This window comes from Gemmatimonadota bacterium, assembly GCA_026706845.1.
GTDB lineage: Bacteria > Latescibacterota > UBA2968 > UBA2968 > UBA2968 > VXRD01.
The window spans coordinates 1-7897 of sequence record JAPOXY010000168.1 but is presented as its reverse complement, the minus strand read 5'-3'; the positions used below and the strand labels follow the sequence as shown (position 1 = coordinate 7897).

Sequence of the window (7897 nt, the reverse complement as noted above, 5' to 3'; positions counted from 1 at the left end):
ACTCGAGCGCGAGTGTCCTAATACACCTGGACTCACCCTGCCCCGTTCAATTGATGATGTTCTACAGGGCAGACAACCGGGAGCGAACAAAGACATGCGGTCGCGGCATCAGGCATTTGGATTTCGCTTACATTACGATGCCACGCTTGTTTGGGGGCGTGATCTTACAAAAGAGTTCGAATTGCCGACTTTCACTCCATCGTGGGTGCGAGAATATTTTCAGCCAGCTTTGGATCTTACTCGATATGCAGCGGGATTAGAAAAGGAAAATACAACAGACTTTTCTCTCCCCGAAGAGCCTCGACTAAGACTCCGCAAGTTAGCGCGGCTTGGCGTATTAGGTGGGGCCTGTCTCTTGATGGCACAAGGGCGATTTCGTTCCCTTAAAGGCGTTGACACAATACCGGTGCTAAAGGCGTCATATCCACAGTGGACTGACTTTCTCGATGAGACCAGAGAGTTGTATATCCACCTGGTGCCATCTTCAAACGAGAGGGTATCAAGATACCTTTCGCAGCTTGTGAAGTGGATGGATTGGATAGAGGAACAATTGAAGTAGATCGCGGAAGCGATTGGCTATTTGTGGGATTATCAAGCATTACAACTATGGAGGAAAAGATGGGTATTATCAGATCTGCTTTCGGTCCCTCCAAGGACGAAATCTGGACGCAGATTGCTACAGATATAGGCGGTGAGTTTATTGAGGGGGTGAGCCGATGGCGCTAAATCCCATCAGCTTTCTTCACCGCATCCAGCAGGGCATATCCATTCTCATCTACCGCAATCGAGCGCACCCCCCGATACTGGTCGTAAACCGCATTCATCTCATCCACCGAATCGAAATACCCCACCACGTATGCGGCTCCAATCGTGTCCCCTGCCCCCACCTTTCGACCGTGCAGTTCCTGGATGAAGCAGACATAACCCCGTTGATGACACCATGCCTCGTACACATCCGCCGGATCCAGCGTCATCCCAGCCAGCCACACGGATGTGCCATCCTCTTGTCGTTGTTCGTATGCCCGGATAATCCGATCGGGAATATCGCCCTCTTTTCGCTGGTAGAGAAATCCCTCGTCAGGAGGGAAATCTGCCAGGAACTCTGAAGATTCAATATACCCGTGATAGCTCAAGTAAATCCGTGTAAAGGAGTCTCCGCCCTTGTGGTGCAAGTGGCCGGGCATGTCGATCCGGTAGAACAGACAGTCCGCGCTGTTGACACAATAAATCCGTTCACATGAAAGCACGTATCGCGTATCCGGCAGAAAGAGCAATGTCTGCTCCCACCGCGATCCGGCCTGGAAACCTTCAACCACGCTCGTGAACGTAAACCACTGCCGCACAGCCAGAAACGCCTCACTCTGGATGACCTCATAATCCAACCGCTGTGCTCGCGTACAGATCTGGGGACCTTCCACGACGTGCTTGGGCAGATTCCCGTCGTAGATCCGATTTGGCTCCGCATCTCCCCACTCCGGCACGAGCAGGAAGTCCATAATGTGCAGGCCCGAACCCAGATCGGTCGCGCCCGTCCGTTTATCTACAAACGACCAGCTCTTGATCCCGCTTACATATCCCTCGGTCCGCACTGCTGCACAAAGGTGGGGTGTTTCAATCTCGAGTTCTGCTCTGCGTTCGCACCGTATCATTGTCTCTCCAAAAATGCGATAAAACACATCCCCAATATCAAATCACGCATTAAAATACCATTCAAGGCCACCTCGTCTCTGGCACGCATGCGGCGCTATGCGATCCCTTGCTTCCCGTCCGGCTATCGTCATCGCAATCCCAATCGGCGCAGGCTCCAAATCGTCCTGCCGTACGTTGTAGTCCGTACCGCCCCACCGCGATCCCACTCCCATCACATCAAACCGCACAAACCGTTCCGTCCGCCGATCAAAACGGAGATATCCCAGCAGCGATGCATCCAGCCCCCGTTCCCGACACGCGCCCTCGTACCAACTCCCCTCCTCGAACAACTGCGCGGATCCGGAAAGCCTTAAATCAACCCATTCCGGTGTCTCCTCAGTCACCGTCAACGTCATAGCCACATCCCGGATCGCCTCGGATGGCCACGAAGACGTTTCCCCTCGAACATAATCCGCCAGATGATAACGCACCAGCCGTCTGACCAGCCCATCGGGCATGGGGATAACATCACCCACAGCCGCATCCGGTGGAACCATAGCCAGCACCTCTTCCCGTCGGAACCAGACGTAATCCTGGTTGTGCGCCTCCCGCTTCATTCCCAAAGGTCGCGTATCCACCTCCCGGGGTAAGTCCCGAACGCTCAGGTGTAAAACCAATCCATCTTCAGGATACCCCGTCCAGCTAAATGTGGGATCTCGATACGCCAGACCTTCGATTTCCAATGCCTCGCGCTGGGTCTTGCGGTTCTCCCAGTTCTCCAGCGCCCGTCTCAACATCCACAAAAACCGGTCTGGATCGCTACCCACACCATGGACCGAGGCCTTGCCTCCCGGAAACAGCCTATTGCGACTACCCAACACTTCCCCCTCTGCCGTCACTGCATATAAACCCTGATGATTCAGCCCGTGATCGATATCCTCCAATCTGGCCTGTGCTTCCTCAAAAGAATACCCGTACCTTCCCTGCCAGGAGATCAGGCGCAAAAATCGGCCCTCGTCATCGGCTTGTCGCTGCAACCGGGAATTGTTCACGGCCACCGGGATAAACCGTTCATTCAAAAACTCAATCACACGCGGATCTGAAAAAACGAGCGCACGGCCCGTAACCCCGTTATTTCACGTACACCCCAGGGGATGGCCGTTCATCGCCCAGATAAACAGTGGCTTCTCCTCGCGCGCCGCCTTCTGTCGCCCCTCCCAGAGTTCTCCGATCCAGGGGATATCTGTCCACCCTTCCTTTTGGGGCCGGCAGACTTCGAACAACGCCTCAAATGTCTCGTCCGTCAATGTCGGAGCAGGATTTGTTATCTCTTTAGATACCATAACACCTCCGTGTCTCTTCTAAGCCTCTGATTTGTGCTCCCTCTCGTACGTCAGGAGTTCATCGACGGCCGATGCCACCTTGTGGTAGGCATCCAGATACTGGTTGATCAGTTCTCGACACTCCGTTTCGAGCCGGGGAGCCGCGCGAAAAGCATACTCTCTGAGATGTTCTGTCACCGGAAGTGGGCCATTTGCAAAATCCGACGCATCATGTCCCTGTGCGTTCAATGTCGCAGCCTTCGTACCATAGGGAAATCCCTCCGTGAAAATCGGATTCCCGTGCAAATGTCCGTATCTCATTCTGCCGATACCCACACCCTCTGCTGAGAGCGCCCGCAGGAAGGTCTCGATTGAAACACCTCCGAGCTTGTCCGGATCATACCGCATACAATGGCTATTGTAAACGCGCCGGCAACCCGGAAGCACTCGCTGAGGCACCACATCTGCCACATCTGCCAGCCCGGCGTCCAGGACGGCACCATTGCGGTCTCGGATTTCGTTCATCTTATCCAGGTGATGAAGTTGCTCGCGGGCGATTGCAATGCCCAGTGGGTGGGGACGGTATTTGAAACCTAACCCCGTGAAGGCAAAGCGTTTTATCCATGAATCCTCTCGAATTTCGGCACGCTTTTCCGGACGGCCCAGCAAGATAGCCCGCTCGTACAGGTCGCGGTCGTTTGTCGTGAGCACACCGCCCTCCCCCGCCGCAACCAGCTTGGAACCCTGGCAACTGAAACAACCGACATCGCCTATTGAACCGACCTTCTTTCCCTGCCAGATCGCCCCGTGGGCATGCGAACAGTCCTCAATCACGGCAATCCCTTGAGGGCGTGCCAGTTCCAAAATCGGTTCCATATCCGCAGGATTACCCCAGACGTGGCAAACGACAATCGCACGGGTCCGCCCTGTAATCTTCCGCTCTATGTCGGTAGAATCCAGAGTCATCGTATCGCGATCTACATCGGCAAAAACAGTGACTCCCCCCATAGCTGGCACAGTCGTCGCTGTGGTAAGAAATGTGAAGGAAGGAACAATAACCTCATCGCCTGGCTCCACCCCCACCGCAAACAGAGCCGTTTGAAGCGCCGCCGTACCGCTGGTAAGCGCCAGCCCGTATTCACAGCCGACGTAATCGGCAAACTCGCGTTCGAACTCGGCAACCGATGGTGAAATGGAAGTCTCGCCCTTACGCATCAGTTCCACCACCGCTGCAATCGCCTCTTCACTCACAGGGGGAACCGCGAATTTTCTTCTGTCGAGCGTTACCGCCTCAGGTCCCCCCGTCAATGCCAGCTTTCCCATCAATATCTCCTTTCAATATGCTGAAACGCGAGCGTCAGGTCACAGTATCAGAAAGCCCCAGCAGACCAAGAGTATCGCGGTACAGAATCTGATCCGGCAGGTCTTCTGGTAGCGGAGGCAGTCGCATCTCCTGGGAAAGCCGGACCACATGGTGCAACCCTTCCACTGTTTCCTCAAAAGTAGCCACAGGATAATCGGTTCCAAAGAGCAGTTTATCCACAACCCCGTATTCAACCGCCAGCCGCAGCGAGTTGTAAAACTGCCAGGGCCGGTAGAACAGACCCGAAATATCCGAAAACACGTTTGGCTGCTTTCGAATCAGGACAATGGTCTCAGCCTCCCAGGGATGCCCCATATGGGCGATTATCATCTTCAGATCTGGAAACCGGAGCGCGATATCCTCCAGCAGAACGGGATTCGCATACTTCAGCGGTGCCTTGCGCGGAAAAGTCGTTCCCTGGTGGAACATAATGGGCAACCCGTACTCCTCTGCCCTGGCAAAAATAGCCAGCGCAACCGCATCCAATGGGTCCCATCCACCGTAGATCGGACTCATCTTCAGGCCCCGCAACCCCAGCTCTTTGACCGCGCGCTCAACCTCCTCAAGCGCGTTGTCTTCAGTCGGGCAGATCGCAGCAAAACCGATCAGCTTTTCCGGATGAGCGCGCACATAATCTGCAACCGTATCGTTGACAGTAAAAAAGCCCGTCAGCGGTGCCCGCAACCCGAACACGATAGCGCAGTCCACCTCCGCCACGGCTGCCGTGTGCATATCGGGTGTAATATCCAGATCCACCTCTTGATTGCGCATAATAAAAGTCTCGCGCGCCAATTCGTCGGTCAATTCACCCGGATAGCGCCAGAGGTGTGTGTGGCAGTCCACCCGATAGCCTTTCTTAGACATCGATTCTCCTTTTTCGTTTATCTGCGGTTTTCTGATCCTGCAAACCTACAGATCCTTCAACATCCACACGAGGTCGGATGTCCCTCTTGGCGCAAGATCCGAGCGGATCCAATCCGGAAACCGCCCGATTTCCCGATAGCCCATGCTGGTATAGAGGTAGTAACCGCGCTCGTTGGCACTCCAGACCGTCAGATCAATCCGCTGTTTGCCGAGTCGGCGCGCCTCGTCCTCTAACGCACCCATCAGCCGCCTGCCGATCCCCTTATTTCGAAAATCCTTGAGAATCAGTAGCCCCAGGGTAATCGAACCGTCCCCGTTGGAGCGCTGAAGCGTCCCCTCTCCCACGATCCGCCCATCTGTCTCCACGACCAGCAGCACACCTGTGCCACAGGCCATGTCCGTAAGTCTCCCGCCGAGTGCTTCTCCTGCGACCCGAGTATCGGCGTTCCTCGGACTCGCCATCACCTGCTCCTTATACAACTCGCGGTGCATCGCTCCATAGGATGCCAGATCGCTCCATTGCGCCGTGCGCATCACGTATTCCCCGCCGTCAACGCTCCATTGCTCGATCAGACGTCCTTCATCAGTACCGAATTTCATTCTCTTTCTCTCCGCATATCCAGCCTGGAAGCTTCCGGTCGGTAACGGTACTTTTCCTCCAGCTCTTTCGGAAGTTCTACTCCCAGTCCAGGCATTGTTGGAGGATAAACCATCCCATCTTCAATCCGCGGTTTTTCCACAAATAGCGCGTCTGTGAGCGGGAAATGCCAGGTCGGATACTCGGCAAGCACGGTATTGGGCGTGACAAATGCCCAGGCCAGGTTGGCTGCGACCGTGATCGAAGTCCCCCAGGCGTGGGGCGCCACTTTTACACCATAGGCGTCAGCCATCGCAGCCACCTTCATACACTCTAAGATGCCCCCTGCCTGGCACGCATCCGGCTGGGCCACATCCAATGCCTGCCGCTCAAAAAAATGTTTGAACTCATACCGCATGCACGAACTCTCACCGCCCGAAATGGGAATACAGGTATTTCGGCGGACGTGGGCATAGCCCTCGTAGTCCGCAGCAAAACAAGGCTCCTCCAGCCAGAACAAATCGTAAGGCTCTAAAGCCTTCGCTACCCGGACTGCGTCGGCTGCCGTCCACGGATCCGGGTTGTGTCCCATCACCGCGTCCGCCATCAACTTCACCTCAGGTCCCAGCACTTCCCTGCACGCGGCCACCCGTTCCAGATCGTGTTCCCGATTCACGCCAATCCGCATCTTCACGGCTCGAAACCCCGCTTCAAGATGCGCTCTCATCTCTGCTTTCAGATCCTCCAGAGGCTGTTCCAGACCGCCGCTGGCATAAATTGGCAGCTTCTCGTGGCACAACCCTCCCAGCAGGCGATATACCGGCACACTGGCCGCTTTCCCCGCAATATCCCACAGGGCGTTCTCGACCGCACTGGCCGCTGCTACTGCCAGCCCGGACCGACCCCAGTACAGGATGCGGCGGTACATCATCTCGTAACACCCGGCCACGTCTCGTGGGTCTTTGCCCTGGAGAAACTGCCCGAACAGGCGGAACAACTCAGCCGTGGCTTCACCCGCGACAAACCCCGGCCCGTAGCAATCTCCCAGACCGGTGACGCCTTCGTCGGTATGCACCCGCACCAGCGCGCAGTTTACGCTGTCTGTTTCTCCTCCCGACCATCGCAAAGGATGCTCTTCCGGCATATCAACCGTGAGCAGGATGGGTTCCACCTCAGTGATCTTCATCGGTCATTTCTCCTATCTGACACAGATTTCTAATTTCCCGCATGGAGAACAACAGCACTCGCAAACAGATCTTCAAGACCCGGCTTCAATGGCCCGGACCATAACTTGGGCAGATAGCTACCGGTCTCGTACCCCCCGCGCTTCATCTCCTCTGTATCGGGGGTATAACCAACACAGCCATTCGTATATCCCAGAAGAACCGCCTGCGCTGGCGCAACTATCTCCTCAACTGTCCTCGCCAGGCCACAAAGCGGCTCTACATCCAGACCGATCAAAGCCAGCTCCCGGTTCAACCACAGCGTCTGAACCTGAAACGCCACCTGATCAGGAATCTCTTCTCCCATATCCAGACGCTCCAGACCCGCTTTCGCATACTGCTGCAGAAGTCCGCCTTCACCCTTCAAAGATTCGAGTTGTTCGCGAGTAGTATATTGCTTCTCACATGGAGCCTGCACAACGTTAATCTTCCCTTGCAGCGTCAGATTATCTATCGGACGGAGATTCATTCCTGTGAGGATCGCCAGGGTCTCAGCCAGCAGTTCATCGCCAATCTTAGCGAGTTCGGCGTGCTTCATCGCCCGCCAGTGGTCTCCTTCGGCCACATGTCGAGGGCGTGCATCTGCACCCGCCCCTTGCAGGAAAAACGGGATCACATCAGGACCAAACACATTGGAAAACGCCGCACGCCATGCCCCCGGCCAATCTGCTGTGATCAAATGTTGCGCACCTGTGGCAACTGGATGGCAGGATACCTTGACCCCGACCGCCGCCGCTTCTCCCGTGGCCTTTCTGAAAAGCAGAAGCTGCATCCGATCGTCCACCGGTCCGTCCGGATTCGGCGCATTCACAACCCGGCCATCCCGCTCCGGACGCCGATTCATCGGCAGCCGCGTCTTCCCCTCCCCATACCAGAGGCTCCCTTCCATCAGATTATCCGCAGCCTCGCGGGCGGCCTC

Annotated in this window: 9 protein-coding genes; 1 reads left to right on the top strand and 8 read right to left on the bottom strand. The window is 55.8% G+C overall.

Going from position 1 to position 7897, the window contains the following annotated elements; translation table 11 throughout:
- On the top strand, positions 1-559 hold a 559-nt coding region (locus OXG87_15535; GenBank protein MCY3870961.1), incomplete at its 5' end, for a hypothetical protein.
- 163 nt (positions 560-722) lie between these two features.
- Here OXG87_15535 and OXG87_15530 read toward each other — a convergent pair.
- The 8 genes from OXG87_15530 to OXG87_15495 form a co-directional block, all read right to left on the bottom strand.
- Complete coding sequence (locus OXG87_15530; protein ID MCY3870960.1) at positions 723-1649, bottom strand: hypothetical protein; 927 nt, start codon at positions 1647-1649, stop codon at positions 723-725.
- Positions 1650-1691: 42 nt separating this feature from the next.
- Positions 1692-2720 (bottom strand): hypothetical protein, encoded by a 1029-nt coding sequence (locus OXG87_15525; protein MCY3870959.1) that lies wholly within the window; start codon positions 2718-2720, stop codon positions 1692-1694.
- Positions 2721-2765: 45 nt separating this feature from the next.
- A complete protein-coding gene (locus tag OXG87_15520) occupies positions 2766-2972 on the bottom strand; it encodes a hypothetical protein (protein ID MCY3870958.1) in 207 nt (68 codons plus the stop codon).
- 18 nt (positions 2973-2990) lie between these two features.
- Positions 2991-4274: a DegT/DnrJ/EryC1/StrS family aminotransferase gene (locus OXG87_15515; GenBank protein MCY3870957.1), complete on the bottom strand. Its 1284-nt coding sequence runs from the start codon at positions 4272-4274 to the stop codon at positions 2991-2993.
- A gap of 34 nt (positions 4275-4308) precedes the next feature.
- Positions 4309-5178, bottom strand: coding sequence for an amidohydrolase family protein (locus tag OXG87_15510; GenBank protein MCY3870956.1), 870 nt, complete (start codon positions 5176-5178; stop codon positions 4309-4311).
- A 45-nt stretch (positions 5179-5223) separates the two neighbouring features.
- Positions 5224-5778 (bottom strand): GNAT family N-acetyltransferase, encoded by a 555-nt coding sequence (locus tag OXG87_15505; protein ID MCY3870955.1) that lies wholly within the window; start codon positions 5776-5778, stop codon positions 5224-5226.
- On the bottom strand, positions 5775-6941 hold the full coding sequence (locus tag OXG87_15500; GenBank protein MCY3870954.1) for a mandelate racemase/muconate lactonizing enzyme family protein: 1167 nt from the start codon (positions 6939-6941) through the stop codon (positions 5775-5777). Before OXG87_15500 ends, OXG87_15505 begins: the two co-directional genes overlap by 4 nt.
- Before the next feature lie 29 nt (positions 6942-6970).
- The coding region (locus tag OXG87_15495; GenBank protein ID MCY3870953.1) for a hypothetical protein at positions 6971-7897 on the bottom strand (927 nt) is incomplete at its 5' end.